General features: G+C 58.9%; 22 protein-coding genes and 1 tRNA gene. 19 read left to right on the top strand and 4 right to left on the bottom strand.

Features of this window, described 5'->3' with window-relative positions:
- Positions 1 to 171 precede the first annotated feature (171 nt).
- From AC0IXS_RS09855 to AC0IXS_RS09845, 3 genes are all read left to right on the top strand, one after another.
- A complete protein-coding gene (locus AC0IXS_RS09855; protein ID WP_137202271.1) occupies positions 172 to 603 on the top strand; it encodes a pilin in 432 nt (143 codons plus the stop codon).
- A 33-nt stretch (positions 604 to 636) separates the two neighbouring features.
- Positions 637 to 975 carry a hypothetical protein gene (locus AC0IXS_RS09850; protein WP_137202272.1) on the top strand — a complete coding sequence of 113 codons (339 nt, stop codon included), beginning with the start codon at positions 637 to 639 and terminating at the stop codon, positions 973 to 975.
- 12 nt (positions 976 to 987) lie between these two features.
- Positions 988 to 1,064 (top strand) — tRNA-Thr (locus AC0IXS_RS09845).
- Positions 1,065 to 1,124: 60 nt separating this feature from the next.
- On the opposite strand, the gene AC0IXS_RS09840 is transcribed toward AC0IXS_RS09845, so the two are convergent.
- Positions 1,125 to 1,676: a DUF1523 family protein gene (locus tag AC0IXS_RS09840; RefSeq protein WP_057409991.1), complete on the bottom strand. Its 552-nt coding sequence runs from the start codon at positions 1,674 to 1,676 to the stop codon at positions 1,125 to 1,127.
- A gap of 119 nt (positions 1,677 to 1,795) precedes the next feature.
- Between AC0IXS_RS09840 and AC0IXS_RS09835 the strand changes: the two genes are divergently transcribed.
- The 13 genes from AC0IXS_RS09835 (at position 1,796) to AC0IXS_RS09775 (ending at position 13,297) form a co-directional block, all read left to right on the top strand.
- The gene (locus tag AC0IXS_RS09835) at positions 1,796 to 2,794 is read left to right on the top strand and encodes an ATP-grasp domain-containing protein (RefSeq protein WP_122531899.1); all 999 of its coding nucleotides are present in this window, start codon (positions 1,796 to 1,798) and stop codon (positions 2,792 to 2,794) included.
- Between the two features lie 54 nt (positions 2,795 to 2,848).
- Positions 2,849 to 3,991: a trypsin-like peptidase domain-containing protein gene (locus AC0IXS_RS09830; RefSeq protein ID WP_471824483.1), complete on the top strand. Its 1,143-nt coding sequence runs from the start codon at positions 2,849 to 2,851 to the stop codon at positions 3,989 to 3,991.
- A gap of 77 nt (positions 3,992 to 4,068) precedes the next feature.
- Entirely contained in the window at positions 4,069 to 5,202 is a 1,134-nt protein-coding gene (locus AC0IXS_RS09825; protein ID WP_217665942.1) for a phosphoribosyltransferase domain-containing protein, read from the top strand.
- Positions 5,195 to 5,953 carry an HAD family hydrolase gene (locus AC0IXS_RS09820; RefSeq protein ID WP_025996010.1) on the top strand — a complete coding sequence of 253 codons (759 nt, stop codon included), beginning with the start codon at positions 5,195 to 5,197 and terminating at the stop codon, positions 5,951 to 5,953. The genes AC0IXS_RS09825 and AC0IXS_RS09820 overlap by 8 nt, the downstream gene beginning before the upstream one ends.
- Positions 5,946 to 7,040: a cysteine protease StiP family protein gene (locus tag AC0IXS_RS09815; RefSeq protein WP_122689228.1), complete on the top strand. Its 1,095-nt coding sequence runs from the start codon at positions 5,946 to 5,948 to the stop codon at positions 7,038 to 7,040. The genes AC0IXS_RS09820 and AC0IXS_RS09815 overlap by 8 nt, the downstream gene beginning before the upstream one ends.
- The gene (locus AC0IXS_RS09810; RefSeq protein WP_122413195.1) at positions 7,040 to 7,990 is read left to right on the top strand and encodes an HpcH/HpaI aldolase/citrate lyase family protein; all 951 of its coding nucleotides are present in this window, start codon (positions 7,040 to 7,042) and stop codon (positions 7,988 to 7,990) included. Before AC0IXS_RS09815 ends, AC0IXS_RS09810 begins: the two co-directional genes overlap by 1 nt.
- The gene (locus tag AC0IXS_RS09805; protein WP_004887470.1) at positions 7,991 to 8,695 is read left to right on the top strand and encodes an HAD family hydrolase; all 705 of its coding nucleotides are present in this window, start codon (positions 7,991 to 7,993) and stop codon (positions 8,693 to 8,695) included.
- Positions 8,696 to 8,742: 47 nt separating this feature from the next.
- Entirely contained in the window at positions 8,743 to 9,336 is a 594-nt protein-coding gene (locus tag AC0IXS_RS09800) for a TerD family protein (protein WP_004887472.1), read from the top strand.
- Entirely contained in the window at positions 9,333 to 10,514 is a 1,182-nt protein-coding gene (locus tag AC0IXS_RS09795) for a TerD family protein (protein ID WP_471824479.1), read from the top strand. Before AC0IXS_RS09800 ends, AC0IXS_RS09795 begins: the two co-directional genes overlap by 4 nt.
- Before the next feature lie 52 nt (positions 10,515 to 10,566).
- The gene (locus tag AC0IXS_RS09790) at positions 10,567 to 11,016 is read left to right on the top strand and encodes a tellurite resistance TerB family protein (protein WP_004887475.1); all 450 of its coding nucleotides are present in this window, start codon (positions 10,567 to 10,569) and stop codon (positions 11,014 to 11,016) included.
- Between the two features lie 26 nt (positions 11,017 to 11,042).
- Positions 11,043 to 12,077 (top strand): TerC/Alx family metal homeostasis membrane protein, encoded by a 1,035-nt coding sequence (locus AC0IXS_RS09785; RefSeq protein ID WP_004887478.1) that lies wholly within the window; start codon positions 11,043 to 11,045, stop codon positions 12,075 to 12,077.
- 29 nt (positions 12,078 to 12,106) lie between these two features.
- Complete coding sequence (locus AC0IXS_RS09780) at positions 12,107 to 12,682, top strand: TerD family protein (RefSeq protein WP_057408581.1); 576 nt, start codon at positions 12,107 to 12,109, stop codon at positions 12,680 to 12,682.
- Positions 12,683 to 12,718: 36 nt separating this feature from the next.
- Positions 12,719 to 13,297 (top strand): TerD family protein, encoded by a 579-nt coding sequence (locus tag AC0IXS_RS09775; protein WP_088234587.1) that lies wholly within the window; start codon positions 12,719 to 12,721, stop codon positions 13,295 to 13,297.
- 72 nt (positions 13,298 to 13,369) lie between these two features.
- Here the strand turns inward: AC0IXS_RS09775 and AC0IXS_RS09770 are convergent, their stop codons facing one another.
- The 3 genes from AC0IXS_RS09770 to nadC are packed head-to-tail and all read right to left on the bottom strand — an operon-like array spanning position 13,370 to position 16,655.
- Positions 13,370 to 14,611 carry a VWA domain-containing protein gene (locus AC0IXS_RS09770; RefSeq protein ID WP_471824476.1) on the bottom strand — a complete coding sequence of 414 codons (1,242 nt, stop codon included), beginning with the start codon at positions 14,609 to 14,611 and terminating at the stop codon, positions 13,370 to 13,372.
- A gap of 53 nt (positions 14,612 to 14,664) precedes the next feature.
- A complete protein-coding gene (locus AC0IXS_RS09765) occupies positions 14,665 to 15,753 on the bottom strand; it encodes an AIM24 family protein (RefSeq protein ID WP_163033574.1) in 1,089 nt (362 codons plus the stop codon).
- A gap of 53 nt (positions 15,754 to 15,806) precedes the next feature.
- Positions 15,807 to 16,655: a carboxylating nicotinate-nucleotide diphosphorylase gene (gene nadC, locus AC0IXS_RS09760; RefSeq protein WP_004887488.1), complete on the bottom strand. Its 849-nt coding sequence runs from the start codon at positions 16,653 to 16,655 to the stop codon at positions 15,807 to 15,809.
- 332 nt (positions 16,656 to 16,987) lie between these two features.
- Between nadC and AC0IXS_RS09755 the strand changes: the two genes are divergently transcribed.
- From AC0IXS_RS09755 to ampE, 3 genes are all read left to right on the top strand, one after another.
- Positions 16,988 to 19,237, top strand: a complete 2,250-nt coding sequence (locus AC0IXS_RS09755) for a DUF1631 domain-containing protein (protein ID WP_449125394.1) — start codon at positions 16,988 to 16,990, stop codon at positions 19,235 to 19,237.
- A gap of 165 nt (positions 19,238 to 19,402) precedes the next feature.
- Positions 19,403 to 19,951, top strand: coding sequence for a 1,6-anhydro-N-acetylmuramyl-L-alanine amidase AmpD (ampD, locus tag AC0IXS_RS09750; protein ID WP_471824474.1), 549 nt, complete (start codon positions 19,403 to 19,405; stop codon positions 19,949 to 19,951).
- A gap of 15 nt (positions 19,952 to 19,966) precedes the next feature.
- Complete coding sequence (ampE, locus tag AC0IXS_RS09745) at positions 19,967 to 20,803, top strand: regulatory signaling modulator protein AmpE (RefSeq protein WP_069145050.1); 837 nt, start codon at positions 19,967 to 19,969, stop codon at positions 20,801 to 20,803.
- Position 20,804 lies beyond the last annotated feature (1 nt).

Genomic DNA, 20,804 nt, shown 5'->3' with positions numbered 1-20,804 from the left:
AAACACCAACGAGGGCTGTGACGAAAATTGTCAGTTTCTGCTGATTTCGGAAAGTTGAAAAGCGCGCTGAGTCTGGTTTCAAGCAGCAAAGTGAGGTGTGTGTCACATTGGCATGACGTGTGCTTTACCCACCTCAAGGCACACAAAATTGACGCCTCGGAGAAGTACGCGATGAAAGCACAAAAAGGTTTTACGTTGATTGAGTTGATGATCGTGGTTGCGATTATCGGTATTCTCGCCGCTGTGGCGATCCCGTCCTATCAGAACTATTCAAGAAAGGCCGCGTATACCGAGGTTCTGTCTGCAATGGCGGCGGTAAAGACCGCTGTTGGCGTTTGTCTTTCGCAGCAGGCTGCACTGGTTGATTGCGACACTCCAGCAGAGATTGGTATTGCATTGCCAGCGGGCTTGGCTGCGCCTAACGTGTTGAATAACATCACTCTTGCCGCAAACACGGCTATAATCACAGCCACTCCTAACCCTGTTAAAGGTATCGTGGCTGCTGATGTTTGCACGCTTACCCCTAGCGCCCCGGTTGCAGGTGCTCCGACTACATGGATTTACGGAGGTCAGTGCGTAAACAACGGTTATGCCAGAAACTAATCTGACCTTAGATTGCTGAAAATAACCCGGTCAATGACCGGGTTATTTTATTTCAGCGACTCCATCGGCTACGCCCTGATCGATATTGAGCGGGGCCTTGGGGAAGTTGTATTTTTCCCTCCACTGGATTTTTCGAACGATGGTGCGCTCGAAATATCGAGTATTTTGTCGGCCTGTTTGCGTTCATGCTCTACAGCTATCGTCGAGAAATCGAGGTCGAGAAAACCGGGCGTCCTCCGCTTCCTTCACTTTTACAAAGTGATGGAGCAAGGTGATGGGTTGGGAGTTGTGTTGAAGGCATCGCTGGTATTGGGGAAACCCATGATCTTCTTTGTCGTGCTTTACTTTCTGACGCACGTATTAAATGCATGACCGTTCCCGCAAGCCGAAATAGCTCAGCCCGGTAGAGCAGCGCACTCGTAACGCGAAGGTCGCAGGTTCGATTCCTGTTTTCGGCACCAGAAACGAAAAATCCCGATCATCACTGATCGGGATTTTTTCGTTTCAGGGCAGCCTCTGCCTTACCTCACGACTTGATCCACCCGCGGCTGAGTCGGCCTGCGAAAGCGGCGGCGGATCACGACGACGATCAGCACCAGCAGCACAATCAGCACACCAAAGAAGATCGCGTTGAACACCGGGAACGGCTCGTCACGGGTGGTGACGGCTTCGATCTGCGTCACGTTGGGGAACATCGAGAGGATCTGGATGCGCCAGCCGTAGTAGCGGATGAGCGCCAGTTGCTGGGAGTCACGCGAGTAGCCCTGGGCCTTGGCCTGGATGTCGGCAGAGTCGAACTTGAAGTACCACGGGAAGCTCCAGCCGGTGTCTTCGTTGCGGTAGACCACGACGTTCTTGTTGTCCGGGTGCTCGGTGTTGATGAAGTACACGTCGCGGGTCGGGCCGTCGGCCGGGTTTTCGGCGTTGATAACACCGTCGGCGTCCATTCTTTTGACTTCCACACCGGTGATCATCACGACATCATGGCGCGGCAGGACGTAATAGAGGCTTAATGCGCCGATCCCTAATGCTACAAATACCACAAGCCAAATCGACCTTTTAAGCCACTTCATACCAGCGTCCTCTGTTTAAAATTGCGTGACTTTGCCTTAATCCGAACATTTCGAAGCAAAACAGTTATTACAAAATTCGACAAGGCCGTTTGAGGCGGACCTGTCCTTTGGAGATTTACATGATTTGGTTCCTTGAAGGGCAGTCCAGCCAGCGTGAAGTGATCATGGGCGCTCGCGATGCCTTGCCTGCTTCGGTGCAGATTGTCGCATCCCATCGCCAGTTGAGGTCGGAGATTACCGGGCAGGCCGATGTGGCCCTGCAGGAACCGACTGACAACGACGAGCGCATCGACTGGGTCATCGAGACGGCCCGCACACTCGGCGTCAAGGTGATCGTCGCCGGGCGCGTCGGCAGCCGTTACGAAGAACAACGTGAGCGCTTTGTCGCTGAAGGCTTGGACCTCGTCACCGGCGGAACGTCGCTGAAGACCTTTCAGGATGTCGACGACAAGAACCGTTTCACGGCAGCGGCCGAGGCGGCAGGTCTGGCCTGCATCCCGGGCATCCTGGCGAGCAATGCCCAGGAATTACAGGCCGCCTATGACGCACTGGCCGATTCGGGCGAGGTGTGTATCAAGCCTACGGTCGGGATTTATGGTCAGGGCTTCTGGCGTTTCAAGGAAGGCGTCGACGACTTTCGTTGCTTCGCCAATCCCGATGCCCGTGAGACGACCTTCAGCGCGTACCTGAATGCCTATCGCCAGTCCGAAGACCGCCCGCCGATGTTGCTGATGCCTTATATGCCCGGCAACGAGTGTTCGGTGGACATGGTCTGCGAGCAGGGCAAGGCGGTGGCCTTTGTCGGGCGGCGCAAGCTGGGCCTGAACCAGACCTTCGAGCGCGACAGCGAGGCGGTTCGTCTGGCGGTCCGCGCCGCAGAGCATTTTGCCTGTGACGGCCTGATCAACGTGCAGACCCGCGACGATGCCGACGGCAAGCCGCGCTTGCTGGAAATTAATCCGCGCTATTCGGGCGGAATTGGTTATACGCGCGAAACCGGCATTAATTTGCCGGGTATTTTCGCCACGCGGCGTCTGGGCTTGAAAGAACCGGAAACACATTGGCTCGACGATATTCGGGTCAAGGCCATCACCGTTGCCGTGCGGGCCACTGTATGATCCGCACAATAGATTTTTGCTATTACTAATCGCTCTTATCAGGGAGGATCGGGCATGAAGGTTTTGGCGCCAGGTGCAAATACCGCTTTAGCAAATCCCCTCTGCACCTGGAATCTGGAGAGTGGCCGATCTTCGGTTTTTGGCGAATATGCCGCAGTCGCTCTGCTCGCTGTCGATGAGAAGCGACAGCCCAAGGGCGATCCTGCGCTGCTGCATCAGGAACAGAACTGGATGGAGTGGAGCGGCGGCCCGCAGAACGTGGGCTGTACGCTGAAGCTGGATCGCCTCCCGGCCGGCAGTGATCGAGTGCTGCTGATGGTGTACGTGTTCTCGGCCACCGGGCCGGTTCGCGAGATCGGCAGCCTGCATCTGCAGGTGGACGGCGAGATCGAGCATCGCATCGACCTGCGCGACAACGGCGAAGCGGCGATCATCATCGGCGAGTTCTACAAGCGTAACGAACAATGGAAGTTTCGTGCGTTGAGCGAAGGCTCGGCGTATGGGTTGTCTGCTTTCGGGCGCAAGATCGGGCTGGAGGTCGATGATCGTCATCCCCGGCGTCCGGCGGGCGCTCCGAACGGCGGCGGCTCGCATCATCAATCGGCGACCGGAACAGCCTTCGTCGTAGGGCCTGCGCATGTGATGACCTGTGCGCACGTCATCGAAGACATGAACGTCTTCTATATCAACTCGCTGGAAGGCCGTTACAAGGCCGAACCGGTGGTGATCGATCGGCGTAATGACATCGCTTTGCTGCGCGTGCAGGGAGCCTCGCCGTTATCTGCGGTTACGTTTCGCGACGGTCCTGGCTGTGAGCCAGGTGATAACGTCGTGGTGCTGGGTTATCCACTGGCCTCCATTTCCGGCGGCGGTTTGCAGGTGACGCAAGGTGGCATATCCGGGCTATTCGGTCTGCACAGCGACGCCAGCCTGTTCCAGTTCACAGCGCCCATTCAACCCGGCTCCAGTGGCAGCCCGCTGTTCGACAGCGGCGGGGCGGTCATCGGGATGGTGACGTCCACGGTGCCGGACGGGCAAAACATGAACTTCGCGGTCAAGTCCGCACTGCTTCTGTCCTTTCTGCAGGCGTGCCGCATCGATGCGCCGCACGCCAGATCGGAAAGGACCTACACCACTACAGAAATCACGCGTGCTGCCCAGTCATCGCTGTGGCTTGTCGAAGCCTCACGCGAGTGACGTCGGAAGGTCTCTTCAGAAGCCGTTTTCGACATGCAGGCGCCAGGGGTTGCGACCCCGCTAATCAGGAATTATCGATGGACAGCAGCGCAGCTTCTTCCACACCCGTCAGGCTTCGTGCTGATCTGCTCCGGGGCTCCCTCAACGTGAGCGTCAATGCGTCCACGATTGCTCCGGACTCATTGTTCGGCTTTGCTGAACGCCGTAATCCCAAACGTGCCTTCCTGTTCGTTTCGCGAGTGCTTGGGCGGCACATACCGGTTCGCCCGAGCCTGATGCTCAAAAGCTTTCAAGACCTGGCGTACAAAATTCCCGCTGATCTGCCGGGCCCGGTGCTGGTTATCGGCATGGCCGAAACCGCTGTCGGTCTGGGTGCCGGTGTACATCGTGCCTACAGTGCCACGCGTGCGGATGCGTTGTATCTGGTCAGCACGCGTCACCCGACAGGCACCGACCTGTTCGCGCGCTTCGAGGAAGAACACAGCCACGCCAGCGCTCACCTGATTCACCTGCCGACTGACCCTGCGCTGCGCGACATGATGCTCAATGCCCGTTCGCTGGTGCTGGTCGATGACGAGGCGTCCACCGGCAAGACCTTTATCAACCTTCACCGCGCGCTGGTCGATGCCGGGCTCGACAAGCTCGAACGTGTCGTGACCTGTGTATTGACCGATTGGTCGGCAGGCGCGGTCAGCACCTCGATGGGCGCAGTGGCCGAGCAGGTCTCGCTGTTGCAGGGTTCCTACTCGTTCGATGAAGACCTGAGCGCGCCCATGCCTGAGATGCCTGAAGTCGGCACCGTCGCCATGGGCGACTGGCCGCTGGTCACAGCCAATGACTGGGGTCGATTGGGCGTGCTGTCGGTGGACGACACGCTGGCCCCGAACATTCAGGTTGCCAAGGGTGAACGGGTTCTGGTGGTGGGCACCAGCGAGTTTGTCTGGCGGCCGTTTCTGTTGGCCGAGCGTCTGGAAAAAGCCGGAGCCGACGTGCATTTCAGCTCGACCAGCCGTTCGCCGATTGCGCTGGGGCATGCCATCGATCACGCGCTGTCGTTCTCTGACAATTACGGGCTGGGCATCCCCAACTTTCTCTACAACGTGCGTCCCGGACAGTTTGATCGGGTGCTGATCTGCACCGAAACGCCGAGCCAGGCCGTACCTGCCGAGCTGATTGACGCGTTGAATGCCGAGGTTATCTGCGATGAATGATGTCCGCCCGTTGATCTTCGTCGATCTGGACGACACGCTGTTCCAGACCGCCCGCAAAACCCCTGCCGATATCGAAAAGCATGTCGCCACGCTCGACATCAGCGGTAATGCCAACGGCTACATGACCAACGTGCAGAAGTCGTTTGCCCACTGGTTGCTGGCGCACTCCGATGTGGTGCCGGTGACGGCGCGCAGCGTCGAGGCGTACAGCCGGGTCAAGCTGCCGTTTACCGCAGGGGCCATCTGCTCGCACGGCGGCGTCATGCTTGACGTGGTGGGGCGCGTCGACAAGGACTGGCACGAGCAGATGAAACAGACGCTCGCTGCCTATCAGACGCGTCTTCATGAATTGTCGGCCGCCACGCTTGCCATCGGTCAGGACATGGGTGTGTCACTGCGCGGCTGGGTCGTGGAAGAAGCCCGGCTGTTTCATTACGTGGTCACCAAGCACAATGAAAACGACGACAGCATTCTGACTCGAGTACTGGCTGAGGTGCAGGCGCGCGGCCTGCTCGACGACATGCACGTGCATGGCAACGGCAACAATCTTGCGTTTCTGCCCAACGGTCTGGCCAAGCGCTACGCGGTCCAGGAATGGCTGCGTCGCGACAAGGCGGTGAATGGCGAACGCCCGGTGCTGGGTTTTGGCGACAGCATTACCGACCTGGGTTTCATGGACGAGTGCCATTGGTGGGCCACGCCCGCCCGCAGTCAGCTGGCCAGGATGTTTGTCGGGGCTGCGCATGAGTAATCCGGTTCACGGGCTGGATACCGTGGGGAGCGGCAGTTACCTGGAAAACGATGTGCATTTCCTGCTGCGTCGCGTCGAGATGCAGACGACGGATGTGCAGGAAAAAGAGCGTCTGATTCAGACGCAGCAAAAACACTACTCGGAAATGATCAGCGAAGAAGCGGCCCCGAGTGAAGCGCACAAGGCCTTGTTCGAGCGCACGCTGGCGCAGAATGGCGCTCGTATGGCCACAGACGTTCAATCCCTGGCGCAGGCGCTGGACCTTGAATGCCGGGGACCCGAGATTGTTCTGGTGTCGTTCGTGCGCGCTGGTCTACCGCTCGGCGTGCTGTTGCGTCGTGCCTTGATTGATTTGGGGCGTGAAGCGCATCACTACGGCATCAGTATCATTCGTGACCGCGGTATCGACACCGTGGCGCTCGAAGCCATCATCAAGGCCCATGGCGCTCAGAATATCTTCTTTGTTGACGGCTGGACCGGCAAGGGCGCGATTTCCGGCGAGATCAAACGCAGTCTGGCAGGTGATGTCCGGTTTCCTGAGCAGCCGCGCCTTGTGGTGCTGGCCGATCCTTGCGGCAGCGCCTGGCTGGCGGCGTCCAGTGAGGACTGGGTGATCCCGTCCGGCATTCTGGGGGCAACGGTTTCCGGGCTGGTGTCGCGCTCGATCTGGCCGACAGAAGGCGGGCTGCATGGCTGCGTGGTCTACGATCAGTTGCGGGCTCATGACGTCACCCGGTCGTTCATCGAACAGATCGAGAACCATCGGCGGTGTCAGGGTTCTACTTTCATGGTGACACCATGGACGGCCGAGCAACAACTTGAGCTCAAATCGGCTGCGTCCGAGGTCGTCCAGCGTCTGGCCGAACGTTTCGAAATCAGCAACCTGAACCGCGTGAAACCGGGCATTGCCGAAGCAACGCGTGCGGTCATGCGCCGTGTGCCGGACCACGTGCTGGTCCGCGACACCTCCGACAGCGACGTGCAGTTGCTCATGCACCTGACCGAGAAAGCGGGTATCCCTGTCGAGCAGGTCGGCAGTGCCCTTGGGCCCTACAGGGCGGTAACCATCATCCGGAGTCTGAGCTAATGGCCTTATTCTCGCCTTATGCACTGGGGGCCACGTTGTACATGCCCGCCACCCGCGACGACATTCTGGATGTGGTGTTCGCTGAAAAGCTGCCAGAACTGCGCTCGCTGGTCGTTTGCCTGGAGGACGCCGTTGCGCTGATCGACATCGAGACGGCGCTGGTCAACCTTCGTCAGGTCCTCACCCGCATCCAGGATCGCGGTGGCCGTCCGGCCAATGGTCCGTTGTTGTTCGTTCGTCCGCGCGACGCAGCGATGGCGAGGATCCTCAATGACTGGCCGCTGATGGCTCATGTGGACGGCTTCGTCGTGCCCAAGCTTTCGCTGAAAACCCTGAGCAGTTGGGAGCAGGCCGTGACCAATCCGGCGCTGGCACTGATGCCGACCCTGGAGACGCCGGAGGTGTTCAACCCGACGGCAATGGTCGAACTGGGTCAGGCCTTGAAAGCCAATCTGGACGAGCGGATCATTGCTTTGCGCATCGGCGGCAACGACCTGATGGGTTGCCTGGGGCTGCGCCGCAACCCCGCGATGACCCTGTACGGAACGCCGATGGGGTATGTCATTCCAATGTTGGCCGGTGTGATGGGTTCGCAAGGGTTCGCGCTTACCGCTCCCGTGTTCGAACAACTGGCCACGCCCGACATCCTGCAGCAGGAGTTGACCCTGGATATTGCCAATGGTCTGGTCGGCAAGACCGCAATTCACCCATCGCAGGTCAATATCATTCAGAATGCACTTCGCGTCAGCTTGGAAGACATGAATTCGGCCCGGATGATTTTGAACTCCGTCGCGCCGGCCGTGTTCAAGTACAACGACGCGATGTGTGAACCGGCGACCCATTACAAATGGGCGACCCACATCATGGAGCGCGCCAAATGGCATGGAGTGTTACCCGCACCCGCTTCGATCATGGATGCCAGCATTCGACTCGCTGAGGCAGTTAGCTAGATGATAGAACCTGACCTTGAAATCGAAGTGGAACAGCGCCTGCTGGCGGTGTTCGACTTTGACGGGACCATTACCCGACACGACAGCTTCGTTCCTTTTCTCAAATTCGCATTTGGGCAGCGCGCGTTTTCCGTGCGCATGGCCAGACTGGTATTGCCCAGCATCGGTTACCTGACCAAACGCGTGACGCGCGACGAGCTCAAGGGCCGTCTGATCAAGGCGTTCCTGACCGGCGTCGAAGCGCAGTGGCTCCAGCAGAAAGCCGAGGCGTTCTGCGAACTCTACTGGAAACGCCTGATGCGTCCGGCCGCGTTGGAGTCGATTGCGGCCGAGCTGGAGAAGGGCGCGATTGTCACGCTTTGTTCAGCTTCGCCTGCTATGGTCCTGCAACCGTTCGCCGATCGGCTGAAAGTCGAGCTTATCGGAACCAACCTTGAAGTGATCGACGGCAAACTGACCGGTTTGATCGAAGGCAGCAACTGCCGCTGCGATTCCAAGGTTGCGCGATTGGAAAGTGTCTACGGACCGCTCAACAAATTCCGCCTGCGCGCCTGGGGCGACACGCGAGGTGACCACGAATTGCTCGCTGCGGCGCAGGATGCACACTGGCGCCACTTCCATCCGACGTGGCGAAAAGGACGTTACAAGGGGCCCATTAACGCCAAGTTACACAATCCTGATGGCAAAGATGGGCCAACACGGTAAGGCTGTAACACTTTTATCCGACTTCCGTAGTTCACATGGAGCGAAAAATGGCACTCACTTTGGCGAAAAACCAGACGATCTCACTTGAGAAAACCGCTGGTACAGGCCTCAAGAAAGTCAGCATGGGCCTGGGATGGGACCCGGAAAAGGCCAGTGGATTCTTCGGCAAGCTGTTGGGCGGCGGCGGTGGCGACATCGATCTGGACGCCTCCTGCATCATGCTCGATGCCGACAAGAAGCCGCTTGATCTGGTCTGGTTCCGTCAGTTGCAATCGCGTGATGGTGCCATTCAGCACTCCGGCGACAACCGCACCGGTGAAGGCGCGGGCGACGATGAAACCATCAGTGTCGATCTTGAGAAGCTGCCCGCCACCGTGAAATATCTGGTCTTCACGGTCAACTCCTTCACTGGACAGAACTTCGAGAAAGTCGCCAACGCTTACTGCCGCATTGTCGATCTGGGCACGCGTAATGAACTGGGCCGCTTCGACCTGTCCGAAAAGGGTCAGCACACTGGCGTCGTGATGTCTTACCTGTCGCGTACACCAAGCGGCTGGGATTTCACCGCCGTGGGCCAGGCCACCAATGGTCGTACCGCTGACGATCTGGTCGATCTGGCCATCGGAGCCGTACGCGCATGACCCAACTTGTCCCAGGCGCCAATGCGCCGGTAGCTGCCGGGCACCTGACGGTGGATGTCAGCTACTCCCCGTTGGCGGGCGCGGACATTGATGTGTCTGCGTTCCTGTTGACCAGTTCAGGCAAGGTCCGTGGCGATCAGGACATGTGCTTCTACGGCCAGAAAAGCGTGAACGGCGGCGCGGTCCAGTTGACGGAAACGTCGGCTGGCCGAGCGGTCTTCACCCTTGATCCGAGTCGTCTGGACCCGGTTATCGAGAAAGTCGCCCTGACCGCGACCATTTATGAGAACAAGGCCAGCTTCGACAGCGTTTCGCGTCTGGCGTTGACCATCACCGGCGGTATCGAATCGGACATTCCCACCAGTGGCATGAAAGAAACCGCGCTGATTCTGGGCGAGTTCTATCTGCGGCAGGGGGCCTGGAAATTCCGCTGTGTGGCGCAGGGTTTTGCAGGCGGTCTTGAGCCGCTGGCAAAAAACTTTGGTGTTGAAGTCGCTGCCCCTCAGGATCAGCCTGCACCTGCACCTGCACCTGCACCTGCAGCGCCGCCGCCGGTCAAGTCGACGGTGAGCCTGAGCAAGATCACGCTGGACAAGACGCGCGCCTCGGTCAGTCTGGAAAAGACCAGTGCCGGGTTTGGCGAGATCCGCGTCAACCTGAACTGGAACCGTCGCAGCGAGGCCAAGAGCAGCGGCTTCTTCTCGATGAAGAAGAGCAATGCCATCGACCTTGATGTAGGCTGCCTGTTCGAATTGCAGGACGGCCTCAAAGGTGCCGTTCAGGCGCTGGGCAATTCATTTGGTTCGCTCAACACCGAGCCCTTCATCAAGTTGATGGGTGACGACCGCACCGGCTCTGTCAGCGATGGCGAGTGGTTGCACATCAACGGCGCTCACTGGAGCAAGATTCGCCGGATTCTGGTTTACGCGTTCATCTATGAAGGCGCGCCAAACTGGAAAGAGACCGACGGAGTTGTCACTATCCACGCCCCGGGCCAGCCGCCCATCGAGGTCCGCCTCAATGAAGAAGGTGGTCGTCAGGGTATGTGTGCGATCGCCTTGCTGGAAAATGACAACGGTGCTGTCAAGGTGACGCGTCGTGTGGATTTCCACAACGGTCACAGCAACATGGACAGGGCCTACGGCTGGGGCATGCGCTGGGCTGCCGGTTCCAAGTAAACAACATTCTGATATTTCTGAAGCTGGCCGTGCCGCTTCACAGGAGATGGACATGCTGGACTGGTTGAAAACAAACGCAACAGCGGCTCGTGACAAACTGGCCACCGAAGTCTCGAAATTCAAGAACCGTGAATTCATGGATGCCGTGGTCTCCGGTTGCGCTCTGGTATCTGCCGCCGATGGCGATATCAGTTCCAGCGAAAAGCAGAAGATGGCGGGCTTCATCCAGAACTCTCAGGAACTGAAAGTTTTCGACATGAAGGACGTTATCCAGGGCTTTCAGGAAGCGTGCTCCAAGTTTGAATTCGACTTTGAAATCGGTCGCGCCGAAGCGCTGAAAACCATCGGCAAGATCAAGAAGAAAGAAGATGCCGCCCGTCTGCTGGTGCGTGTCTGCTGTGCCATCGGTGGTGCAGATGGCAGCTTCGACGAGAAAGAGCGGGAAGTCTGCCGCACGATCTGTCGTGAGCTTGGCCTGAACCCGTCCGATTTCGACCTGTAATTTTTTACCCTAAGGAACGCAGTTAAATGGAAAGCACCTCTCTAGGCTTCCCTCCACTCACGATGGCCGTGTTCATTGGTCTGGCCATTACGGCCATGGCCATCGACATGTTTTCCCACCGCGGGAACAAGCCGATCACACTTGCTCAGGCCTCTGCCTGGTCGGTTTTCTGGGTTGCCATTTCGCTGGCTTTTGCCGGTTTTCTGTATGTTCAGCACGGCTCTGAAGTCGCAACGCTGTTCGTCACCGGCTACGCGCTGGAAAAAGTACTGAGCGTCGACAACCTGTTCGTGTTCATGGCCCTGTTCACCTGGTTCAAGATCCCGGACGGCCTGCGCCACCGTGTTCTGTACTGGGGCATCATCGGTGCCATCGTCTTCCGCGGCATCTTCGTCGCCATCGGTACCGGCCTGCTGGCTCTGGGCCCGTGGGTAGAAGTGGTATTCGCGATCATCGTTGCCTGGACCGCCATCATGATGCTGCGTGCCGGTGATGACGATGACGAAGAAATCGACTACTCCCAGCACATGGCTTACCGCTTCGCCAAGAAGCTGTTCCCGGTATGGCCAAAGCTGCACGGCAGCAACTTCTTCGTTCGCCGCTCGGTGCTGGAGGAAGAGGTCAAGAAGCCTGAGAACGCCGGTATTACCCTGGCTGCCAAGGGTGCCCTGTTCGCAACGCCGCTGTTCCTGTGTCTGGTCGTGGCTGAAATCTCCGACGTACTGTTCGCGTTCGACTCCGTGCCGGCCATCATCGCCGTCAGCCGTGAGCCTCTGATCGTGTTCTCGGCGATGCTGTTCGCGATCCTTGGTCTGCGTACCCTGTACTTCGTACTGGAAGCCCTCAAGCGCTACCTGGTGCACCTGGAGAAAGCAGTTATTGCACTGTTGTTCTTCATCGCCCTGAAGCTGGGTCTGAACGCAACCAACCACATTTTCCATCACGGTTACGAGATCAGTGCCAACGCGAGCCTGTTGGTTGTCGTGGTTGTTCTGGTCATTGGTATCGTCGCCAGCCTGCTGTTCCCGGGTAAAGAAGAGCCGGCTGAAGAAAAAGCGTAAAAACACTGGATATAGGAGATAACCGAATCATGGCTTTGACTCTGCAAAAAGGTGGCAACCTTTCGCTGTCGAAAACCGACCCTACGCTGACCAATGTTCTCATCGGTCTGGGCTGGGATCCGCGTGCCACTGACGGCCAGGACTTTGACCTGGACGCCAGCGCATTCCTGTTGGGCGCCAATGGCAAGGTCCGCAGTGAAGCTGACTTCATTTTCTACAACCAGCTCAAAAGCGCCGACGGGTCAGTCGAGCACGCCGGTGATAACCGCACTGGCGCCGGCGACGGCGATGACGAGGTGGTCAAGGTCGACCTGACGCGTGTACCTGCCGATGTCGATAAGATCGTTTTCGTTGTGACCATTCATGAAGCCGATGCCCGCAAGCAGAACTTCGGCCAGGTAGGCGGTTCGTTCATCCGCGTGGTGAATGAAAAGAGTTCCGCCGAAGTCGTTCGCTACGACCTGGCTGAAGATGCGTCGACCGAGACGGCAATGGTTTTCGCCGAGCTCTACCGCAACGCTGGCGAATGGAAATTCCGTGCGATTGGCCAAGGCTACGCAGGTGGCCTCAAGGCCGTCGCCAATTCGTATGGCATGAACTTCTGATTCGTCCCTCCATTCTTTTAGAAAAGGATCAAGAACATGGCTGTAAGTCTGAGTAAAGGCGGTAACGTTTCCCTGTCCAAGGAAGCTCCTGGTCTGACAGAAGTGACCGTGGGCCTGGGCTGGGATCCACGTGTTACCGACGGTACTGAGTTCGACCTGGACGCTTCCATTTTCATCGTCGGTGAAAACGGTAAGGTTCTGGACGAAAGCGGCTTCATTTTCTACAACAACAAGAAGTCTGCCGACGGTTCTGTCGAGCACCTGGGCGACAACCGCTCCGGCGCTGGCGAAGGCGACGACGAGTCTGCTGTAGTCAAACTGACTGGCCTGGCTGCCACCGTGAAGAAGCTGGTGTTCGCCGTGACCATCCACTCGGCTGACGAGCGCAAGCAGAATTTCGGTCAGGTCCAGAACGCTTACATCCGCGTTCTGAACAAGGCTGACGGCAAGGAAATCGCTCGTTACGACCTGTCGGAAGACGCATCGACCGAAACGGCGATGATCTTCGGCGAGCTGTATCGCAACGGTGATGAGTTCAAGTTCAAGGCCATCGGCCAAGGCTTCGCAGGCGGTCTCAAGTCGCTGGCAGAAGCACACGGTGTGTCGATCGGCTAAACCCGAACATCGCGCCCAATAAAAACCCCCGCCAGCGATGGCGGGGGTTTTTTATTGGCGCGCTGTCAGGTGTTACAGAATCCCTGCGCCCTTGGCTGCCTTGAGCCAGTCCGGGAATTCTTCCATCAGCAAGTCGTACAGCTTTTCTTCCGGCACTTCGTCCAGTCTGTCGAGAGCGAAGAAGTTGCAGTTGTCGACCACTCGACCGTCCATGTCGTCCAGCTTCTCCAGAATCCCGTAGCCGCGTCCGCCAAGGCCCACGAATTGCCAGAAGATCGGCAGTCTGGCGGCTTCGACCATCAGTTTGCTGATCTCGCGATCCTGATGCACGCCACCGTCACTGATGAACAGAATATAGACAGGTGTCTTGTCACCCGACTGCTTGTAGTAGTCGATGACCTTGCGCATTGCCTTGGGCTCATCGTTGACGCGAGCGCCCAATTCCCAATTCTTCCACCCGCCGTGATCGGTCTTGATGAAGTCCTTGAAGTTGGCCAGCGTGACGGCCGAGAGCTGCTGGGGTTTGGCGCCGAACGCCCAGCAGTCCAGCGCGCCGTCGTCATCGAAGTGCACGGCGAGCGGGATCAACCGGTCTACCACTTCCTGAACGTGGCCACGGGTGTATTGAGGGTTCATGGAGCCCGATGCATCCAGCACCAGACCGACTCGCGCCCTGGTGTCGGTCAGGTTGGCTTTTTCCAGGCTGACCTGCGCTTTTTTGGCAAGGCTCACCAGTTGAGGTGCCGCTGCGGCGATCTTCTTTTCCAGAGAAATTTTCGCGGGTGCGGCGGGCGCAGGCGCGCGCGCGTCAGCAACCTCGCCTCCGAAATGCACCACCAGCGCGTCGAGCCCGGCGTTGTAGCCCTGCAGGTTCGACGCGATGCGCCACTCGCCGTTCTTGCGGTAGATGTCCGCAACCATGATCGCCTTCTCGGCAGCAAAGGTCGCACCGGAAAATTCGCAGCGGGCGACCTCGGTGCCGTTTTCCCTGATGCTGAACTGACTGGCCTGAATGTCGCTCATGGCACCAGCACCATCGATGGAGGCGGTAAACACCAGACGGTCGATGGAGGCGGGCAGGCTGGACAATGCGAGCTGAAAGTCGCCGCCATTCACCTGCCTGACGCTGTTGCAGGGGCTGGCGGGTTGATTGAAGAAAATCATGTAGCGGTCATCCGACAGCTTGCCGTTGGCATCGACCCCGAAACACACGTAGTCGATGACATGGGCGGACTTGATCGCGATGGACAGCGTGAGGTCGGTGCCTTGAATCAGTGTGGAAAGAGGGATGCGTTGACCTTGTGAGATAAGCATGTTTCTTCCTTGGCGATGAGGGCGCCCATGCGCCCTTGATGACAGGTTCGAGGTTATCGTTCGCTTCTGCCCACGCCTGCAGGGCCGGCTGCCAGCATGCGCCCGGCCAGACGCGAGAATGGCAGGCTTTGCAGCCACACGGTGCCGGGGCCGGTGAGTCTGGCGAAGAACATGCCTTCGCCGCCGAACAGCATCGATTTGATGCCGCCGCCCACCATGCGGATGTCGTAATCGACCGTCTGGGTCATGGCCGCCAGGCAGCCGGTGTCCACATCCAGTCCTTCACCGGCCGCCAGTTCGATCTTGCGCACGGTGCCACCCATGTGCACGAACACCCAGCCGTCGCCTTCAAGCTTTTGCAGCACAAAACCTTCGCCGCCAAACAGGCCGGTGAGGATTTTCTTCTGAAACTGGATGCCGATGGAGACGCCCTTGGCACCGGCCAGAAAGCTGTCTTTCTGACATATCAGCTTGCCGCCGAAATCGCCCAGGTTCAGCGGCAGAATCGTACCGGGGTAGGGCGCGGCGAACGCGACGCGGCCCTTGCCGGAGCCTTGTTGCGAGAAGACCGTGGTGAACAGGCTTTCGCCGGTCAGCATGCGTTTGCCTGCGCCGAACAGCGACCCCAGCAGCCCTGATGACTGGTTGCTGCCGTCGCCAAAGATGGTTTCCATCTGCACGTCGCAGGTCTTGTACATCAGTGCCCCGGCTTCGGCGACGGCGCTTTCCCCGCGATCGAGTTCCAGTTCGACGAACTGGGTTTCCGTGCCGTACAGCTTGAAGTCCACGCCATCGGTTGCACTCCCCGAGCCGTAACCGCCCGAGGCATTCGGATCGGGGGTGACGGACGGACGCTTCAGCGCCGCTCCACCCTGTGACGGTGCTGAGACGCTGGAGGGCGGTGCCTGTGCAGGCAGCGCCGAAGGCTTTGGCTGGATCATGTCTGGTGTCGGATCGGGGAACGGCGTGACGCCATCCTTCTTCATGGCGCGTACTTCGGCGACCTGATAGATGGGCTTCCAGTCCGCCATGCCTGGCTTCCAGCACCAGGCGCCGGGTGATTCGCGAGCGATGAGCCGTGCGGCGGCTGAATCCAGCGGGCCGAGTTGCTTGCCCGCGTTCATGACATACCAGTCTTCCAAGGCGTTTGCTCCTTCCGGCCTGATGAGTGATGAGAAGTCGTCAGCGCAGGTTGTCAGATGCTCAGGCGCATGGACAGGTCCACGGCTTTTACATCCTTGGTCATCGCACCGATGGAAATGTAGTCCACCCCGGTCTCGGCAATGACCCGCAGCGTATCGTCGTTGATGCCGCCGCTGGCTTCGAGTTTGGCGCGGCCAGCGTTCAGTCGGACTGCTTCGCGCATGTCCTCCAGACTCAGTTCATCAAGCATGATGATGTCGGCTCCGGCATCCAGCGCCTGTCTGAGTTCGGCCAGGCTTTCCACCTCGACTTCCACCGGCTTGCCCGGAGCAATTTTGTGGGCCGCTTCAATGGACTGGGCAATGCCGCCACAGGCTGCGATGTGGTTTTCCTTGATCAGGAACGCATCGTAAAGACCGATGCGGTGGTTATGGCAGCCGCCACAGGTGACTGCATATTTCTGCGCCAGACGCAGGCCGGGCAGGGTCTTGCGCGTATCGAGCAGCTTGACCTGGGTGCCCGATACCATGTCGGCAAAGTACTGCGCCCGGGTGGCGACGCCTGACAGCAACTGCAGAAAGTTAAGCGCACTGCGCTCGCCGGTCAGCAGCGAGCGTGCCGGGCCTTCCAGATGAAACAGTGCCTGATCGGGGCTGACGCGGTCGCCGTCGCTGACCTGCCAATGCACTGCGACGCGTGGGTCCAGTTGACGGAAGACCGCATCGACCCAGGCAGTCCCGGCAATCACGGCAGCATCACGCGAGATGATCGTGGCCTTGGCCAGTCGCTCTGCCGGGATCAGTTGGGCGGTGATGTCGCCGCTGCCGACGTCCTCAAGCAATGCGCGACGCACATTGGCTTCGATTTCGGCGGTCAGGGCGGCAAGGCGTAAATTCGGCATAGCGGGCTCCACTCACAAAGTCGAACGAGTATAAGCCACGGCTCTCGTGTAACCCACCCGTGCCAGGCGCGATGTCTGCCTGTCGAGACATGCTGTTGGTCGGTTTTGTAAAAAGCTTTGCGATGTAACGCAAAACACGCGGTCTACCCACGCATAGCGGTTCAGGTGCTTCGCCGGTTTATGGGCGAAAGAGACTGCTGGCGTTGGATACAGGTTTGAAACATAATCCGACCAGTATTTGACGTCAGAGGTTTGACGTAGCGCCTTGCCATGGGAATCTTTTCCAGATCGAGGTCTGTTCGAGGTTCAGGTCGTTTCCTGTAGAGGGTGTAATGCCGAACGACGAGAAAGTAGTGCCGTTGAGCAAAATGTCATCTGCGCTGGGGGCGAATGCACCTCTGGCTCGGTTGCCTGTGGTGTTGTTGCAGGTGCGTGACAAGGCCGCACAGCAACTCAAGGAAGCGCTGCAGGCGCTGTTCGACAATGCTGACGACACACTTTTCGAGATGGCCGACCGCGCCAGAAGCAACACCGAGCAGAGCATCTTTTTCGAAGCGATGCGCGACCTTCGTCTCAAGCGCAAAAGCATAGAGCGTGGCTTTCTCGACAAGTTTTACGAGTCGTTCCTGTCTCTTGGTCAATACCGGATCACCGAGCCTGTCCTTCCTGCAGCGGTCTCTTTCGACAAGCTGGCGCTGGTTCAGAACGACGACCTGGAAAAGACCGTAGCGGTGGATGCCATGGTCGCCAAGGTCATGAGCCGCGACAGTCTCGCCCTCGGTCAGCTCACGGCACGTCTCAATGTGTTGTTGACTCAGCCTGTCACCGATGAAACAAACCCGGTTGGCCCGGCGATTCTGTGCCGGCTCTTTCTTGAGGCTGCGCGCAATCTGGGTGTCGAGATCAAGGTCAAGCTGATCATCCTCAAGCTGTTCGAGCGGTACGTGCTGAGCAACACTGACCACCTGTACGGCGAGGCCAACCAGTTGCTGATCGCCACGGGCATCCTGCCGGACATGAAGGCCCTGCCTGCGCGTCGCTCTTCGGATCGCCCGGCAGCAAGGTCGGTGGCTGCGGAGCTGTCCGATCCCGCTCTGGCGCAGGCCGCCGACAAACTCGACAAGGGCGTGCATGAGGTCTTTTCGGCCTTGCAGGAATTGCTGCTGCAGGTTCGCGGCAGCCTGGCGCCACGTCACAAGCTCGATGATGATAATGATGCAAGGCCGATCTCCAGCAAGGACCTGCTGCGCCTGCTTTCCCATTTGCAGCAGTACGTGCCGTCCCAGGAAACCACCGACGAGTTCGATCTGCGTAACCAGCTTGAGCAACTGCTGACACGGGTCAGTGTCAGGAGTGGCAAATCCCGCAGCGTGGGCTCGGGTGATGAGGACGTGATCAACCTGATCGCGATGCTGTTCGAATTCATCCTCGATGATCGAAACCTGCCGCCGTCCCTGCGTGCGCTGATCGGACGCCTGCAGATTCCGATGCTCAAGGTGGCAGTGCTCGACAAGAGCTTCTTCAGTCGTGGCAGCCATCCTGCCCGTCGTCTGCTCAACGAGATTGCCACCGCGGCGCTCGGTTGGGGTGGACGTGACGATTATCAGCGCGATTCGCTCTACCTGCGGGTCGAGCAGATTGTTCAGCGCCTGCTCAACGACTTCGTCGACGACACGGCTATCTTTTCCGAGTTGCTGGCTGACTTTCTCGCGTTTACCAGTGATGAGCGTCGCCGTAGCGAACTGCTCGAGCAGCGCACCCGCGATGCCGAGGAAGGGCGGGCCAGGGCGGAGCTGGCGCGTCAGCGCGTGCAGCAGGAGCTGAATCAGCGCCTGCTGGGCAAGACCCTGCCTGAGGCTGTGGTACGTCTGCTTCAGGAAGCCTGGAGCAAAGTGCTGCTGCTGACCTGCCTCAAGCACGGTGACGGCTCGGCCGAATGGCAGGCCGGACTGGCGACCATGGATGAGCTGATCTGGAGCGTCGAGCTGCACGACGACCCAGAGGCACGCCAGCAACTGCTGGATCTGGTGCCTGGCTTGCTCAAGGCACTGCGTGACGGGCTGACCAGTGCGGCTTTCGATCCGTTTGCCACCAGCGAGTTCTTCAGCCAGCTGGAATCGCTGCATGTAAAGGCATTCCAGCATTTCTCCCGCTTGCAGGACGCTGACGTTCAGATCGACTCGCCTTCCGTATCGGTCTCCGAGGGGCCGAGCATGATGGAGGTCATGGAAGAAATTGTCCTGATCTCGCCCGAAGAAGCAGGCCTCGCCGAACCCGCCGTCCAGTTGCCCGACGATGATGCCGGTCTGCGCATGGTGGACACGTTGCGCGTCGGTTGCTGGGTCGAGATCCAGGAAGACGAAGAGCACAAGCTGCGCTGCAAACTGACCGCGATTGTCGAGCCAAGCGGGCGTTATGTGTTCGTCAATCGTACCGGCATGAAGGTGCTGGAGAAGACCCGTATGGGGCTGGCCGTCGAGTTCCGTCGCGGCGCTGTCCGTGTTCTGGACGACGCACTGCTGTTTGATCGAGCGCTGGAGTCGGTGATCAGCAACCTGCGCAAACTCAAGAAAGGCGCCTGATTCTTGTGACGGTGTCTGCCCCATGCAGGCACAGTGTCTCTTCGCAGGTTTTGCGCTTCACGCCAAACAGCCATTTCTTACGGCACACGCTGCTGTTCAATCCCCACATCCATTTCCATCGCGGGCATACTGGACGTCATTCATGTGTCTGCTCAAGGAGCTTTCATGCAGCTCGATTGCGCCAGTGGCTGGTGCCAGGGTGTTGAGCACTGCCCCTCGCCCAACTTCAATTCGCGTCCCGAAGGCGAAATCTCGTTGCTGGTGATCCACAACATCAGCCTCCCACCCGCCCAGTTCAAGACCGGTAAGGTCCAGGCTTTCTTTCAGAATCAGTTGGACACCACCGAGCATCCTTACTTCGAAGGCATTGCCCATCTGACGGTTTCAGCGCATTTTCTGATTGAACGTGATGGCGACGTGATTCAGTTCGTCTCTTGCGTTGATAGGGCGTGGCACGCAGGTGTTTCCAGTTTTCAGGGGCGTGAAGGCTGCAATGATTTTTCCATCGGGATCGAGCTGGAAGGAACCGATGATCAGCCCTTCACCGATGCGCAGTACGCTGCGTTGATCGAGCTGACACGTCAGCTGCGGCGGGCCTATACCGCCATCACCCCTGAGCGTATTTGTGGCCACAGTGATATCGCGCCGGGACGCAAGACCGATCCGGGGCCCTGTTTTGACTGGGGCAGATTTCAAGCGGCTTTGCAGGATTGAAGTGAGGGACGAACAATGAGTTTTCTGGTGTTACTGCTGGCCGTTCTGGTAGAGAAGTTTTCTGCGCTGCGTCAGCGCGTGCAGCGTGATGGTCCTTTTCTGAAGCAGCTGGCGCGACTTGAATCGGGCCCGCGGACCACGTCGCGACCCTGGCTGATCCTGGCGCTGTTGGTGCTGTTGCCGGTTATCGTGCTGCAACTGGTGCTGACCATCGTGGGCTCGGTGGCCTACGGCTGGCTGGCCCTGCCGATTCACCTGCTGGTGCTGATCTACAGCCTGGGACGCGGCGATCTGATTGCTGCGTTGGGACCGTTTCGTGATGCCTGCCGGCGCGGCGACGCTCAGGCGGCCGTGCATGTCGCCGAGCGGGACATGGGCGTGCAGGCCGATGACAGCCAGCAACTGCTGCAGGGCGTGCAGAGCTACATGCTCTGGCAGGCGCATCAGAGTTTCTTCGCGGTCATCTTCTGGTATTTCCTGTTGGGCCCGGTGGCGGCGTTGGCGTACCGGCTGCTGGCACTGGCTGCCGAACACGGTACGACCCCGGCGCTGGTTGAGCGGGCCGCGCAACTGCGTCATGCGTTCGACTGGGTGCCGGTCAGGCTGCTGGCGGCCAGCTTCGCTCTGGTGGGTAATTTCGTGGCAGTCAGCCGTCTGATGCTGCACGAGTTGCTCAACTGGAACATCAGCGCAGCGCAGCTCATTACGCGTATCGGATGCGCGGCCAGTGAAGTGCCGTCGCCGGTGCTGGGTGCCGAAGGGGTGAACAGTCTCGACATGCTCTGGGAGTTGCTGATCCGTGCAGCCATCGTCTGGTACGCGGGCTTTGCACTGTGGACGCTGTTGGTCTGAT

It is taken from the genome of Pseudomonas sp. AC016 (assembly GCF_979253365.1).
Note: the sequence above shows the minus strand (reverse complement) of the source record. Positions and strands in the feature narration are given on the sequence as shown.

What these genes read in the sequence shown, in the direction of transcription:
- AC0IXS_RS09855 (WP_137202271.1), top strand. Translation starts at nt 172, where the DNA reads ATGAAAGCACAAAAAGGTTTTACGTTGATTGAGTTGATGATCGTGGTT.
- AC0IXS_RS09850 (WP_137202272.1), top strand. Translation starts at nt 637, where the DNA reads ATGACCGGGTTATTTTATTTCAGCGACTCCATCGGCTACGCCCTGATC.
- AC0IXS_RS09840 (WP_057409991.1), bottom strand. Translation starts at nt 1,676, where the DNA reads ATGAAGTGGCTTAAAAGGTCGATTTGGCTTGTGGTATTTGTAGCATTA.
- AC0IXS_RS09835 (WP_122531899.1), top strand. Translation starts at nt 1,796, where the DNA reads ATGATTTGGTTCCTTGAAGGGCAGTCCAGCCAGCGTGAAGTGATCATG.
- AC0IXS_RS09830 (WP_471824483.1), top strand. Translation starts at nt 2,849, where the DNA reads ATGAAGGTTTTGGCGCCAGGTGCAAATACCGCTTTAGCAAATCCCCTC.
- AC0IXS_RS09825 (WP_217665942.1), top strand. Translation starts at nt 4,069, where the DNA reads ATGGACAGCAGCGCAGCTTCTTCCACACCCGTCAGGCTTCGTGCTGAT.
- AC0IXS_RS09820 (WP_025996010.1), top strand. Translation starts at nt 5,195, where the DNA reads ATGAATGATGTCCGCCCGTTGATCTTCGTCGATCTGGACGACACGCTG.
- AC0IXS_RS09815 (WP_122689228.1), top strand. Translation starts at nt 5,946, where the DNA reads ATGAGTAATCCGGTTCACGGGCTGGATACCGTGGGGAGCGGCAGTTAC.
- AC0IXS_RS09810 (WP_122413195.1), top strand. Translation starts at nt 7,040, where the DNA reads ATGGCCTTATTCTCGCCTTATGCACTGGGGGCCACGTTGTACATGCCC.
- AC0IXS_RS09805 (WP_004887470.1), top strand. Translation starts at nt 7,991, where the DNA reads ATGATAGAACCTGACCTTGAAATCGAAGTGGAACAGCGCCTGCTGGCG.
- AC0IXS_RS09800 (WP_004887472.1), top strand. Translation starts at nt 8,743, where the DNA reads ATGGCACTCACTTTGGCGAAAAACCAGACGATCTCACTTGAGAAAACC.
- AC0IXS_RS09795 (WP_471824479.1), top strand. Translation starts at nt 9,333, where the DNA reads ATGACCCAACTTGTCCCAGGCGCCAATGCGCCGGTAGCTGCCGGGCAC.
- AC0IXS_RS09790 (WP_004887475.1), top strand. Translation starts at nt 10,567, where the DNA reads ATGCTGGACTGGTTGAAAACAAACGCAACAGCGGCTCGTGACAAACTG.
- AC0IXS_RS09785 (WP_004887478.1), top strand. Translation starts at nt 11,043, where the DNA reads ATGGAAAGCACCTCTCTAGGCTTCCCTCCACTCACGATGGCCGTGTTC.
- AC0IXS_RS09780 (WP_057408581.1), top strand. Translation starts at nt 12,107, where the DNA reads ATGGCTTTGACTCTGCAAAAAGGTGGCAACCTTTCGCTGTCGAAAACC.
- AC0IXS_RS09775 (WP_088234587.1), top strand. Translation starts at nt 12,719, where the DNA reads ATGGCTGTAAGTCTGAGTAAAGGCGGTAACGTTTCCCTGTCCAAGGAA.
- AC0IXS_RS09770 (WP_471824476.1), bottom strand. Translation starts at nt 14,611, where the DNA reads ATGCTTATCTCACAAGGTCAACGCATCCCTCTTTCCACACTGATTCAA.
- nadC (WP_004887488.1), bottom strand. Translation starts at nt 16,655, where the DNA reads ATGCCGAATTTACGCCTTGCCGCCCTGACCGCCGAAATCGAAGCCAAT.
- AC0IXS_RS09755 (WP_449125394.1), top strand. Translation starts at nt 16,988, where the DNA reads ATGCCGAACGACGAGAAAGTAGTGCCGTTGAGCAAAATGTCATCTGCG.
- ampD (WP_471824474.1), top strand. Translation starts at nt 19,403, where the DNA reads ATGCAGCTCGATTGCGCCAGTGGCTGGTGCCAGGGTGTTGAGCACTGC.
- ampE (WP_069145050.1), top strand. Translation starts at nt 19,967, where the DNA reads ATGAGTTTTCTGGTGTTACTGCTGGCCGTTCTGGTAGAGAAGTTTTCT.